General features: G+C 22.1%; 3 protein-coding genes. All 3 read left to right on the forward strand.

Features of this window, described 5'->3' with window-relative positions; genetic code table 4:
* On the forward strand, positions 1–206 hold a 206-nt coding region (locus D9R21_RS07670; RefSeq protein WP_158613983.1), incomplete at its 5' end, for a hypothetical protein.
* Entirely contained in the window at positions 196–396 is a 201-nt protein-coding gene (locus tag D9R21_RS06575; RefSeq protein ID WP_126821552.1) for a hypothetical protein, read from the forward strand. The genes D9R21_RS07670 and D9R21_RS06575, both read left to right, overlap by 11 nt.
* A 12-nt stretch (positions 397–408) precedes the next feature.
* Positions 409–1,283 (forward strand): hypothetical protein (locus D9R21_RS06580; protein ID WP_148108886.1); only part of this gene is annotated, 875 nt, incomplete at its 3' end.

The following is a 1,283-nucleotide window of genomic DNA, read 5'->3' on the forward strand; positions in this document are numbered from 1 at the left end:
CAATCAACAAAGAAATAGTAAATATCCAAAATATAAACAATATTTACATTAAAGAGTTTAACGAATTAAAAAGTGAAATTCAATTATCTATTTTACGGATTGAAACAAAACTAGACATTATGACCGTTAATTTCAACAACAAATTATCAAACAACAACGAAATAAATATTAAACATAAACAAGGAGAAAAGAAAAATGAAAAATAAAAAAATTAAACTATTCTTTTTAAGAATACTATACTGAGCTATTCACGGCTTAACATTAGGAATCCCAGCATTATTAGCACAATTTAATAAATTACTAATTAAATTAAAAGATAAAATTAAAAAAGGATGTGATCAATTAGATGATGAAAAAATAGAAACAATAATTAAAAATGATGATAACACAAAATAAAGGAAATAAAAAATGGGAATTAGAAAAATAACATTTGATAACGGCGATATTGTTTTAGCAAAAGACCAAGCAATATTATACGATTTGTTATTAAAACAACAAACAAAAACAATTTTTCCTAATGGAGAAACTATATACCAAAATTCAACAGGTTTTTTAATCCAAAATGAAAGTGAAAAATTACAATATACATATAAAACAACGGATAATGGTGTTGAATTTACTTTTAATCCGCAATTATATTTAAGTGTTTGTGGTCGCATTATAAAATTAGAAAAAAACACCAAATTACTTGTAGATAAAAATTATGTAGAAAATAATGAAAATTATTATATTGCAGTTAGAGTTGATTTAAATAAAGAAGCAAAAATAATTAATAGCGAATTAAAAGAATTTGGCAATCCTGTTGAAATAAAAATAATTAACACAGTATCAATGTTAATACAAGAGAATTTAAACCAAAAACCAAATGACGGTATTTATGAATTTCCATTAATAAGTTTTAAAGTAAAATTTAAACACGATATTTATGCTATTGAAGATATCAAAAATGAAAGCACATATTTATTACCACTTTTATTGGAATCAAGTCGCAACCCACTAAAACTATTAACAATTACCAAAAAAATTCAAGAAGAAAAAGAACTATTACAAGAAAAACAAAATCAAATAAAAGATGTTAAAAATTATTTAACAAATTTAGAATATAGAAAAACTGAAGAATTAGAAGAGTTAGAAAATTTAATGAAAGAACTAATTAAAATTGATAAAAATAGCAGGCCACAAATTCCAGAAAATAGTAATTGAAAATTGTTAATTGAAGGAAAAAATGAAGAAATTAATCATATTTTAAAAACTTATATAGGATTAAAGTTAATTGGAAAAAC

Source organism: Spiroplasma endosymbiont of Megaselia nigra (assembly GCF_003987485.1).
GTDB lineage: Bacteria > Bacillota_I > Bacilli_A > Mycoplasmatales > Mycoplasmataceae > Spiroplasma.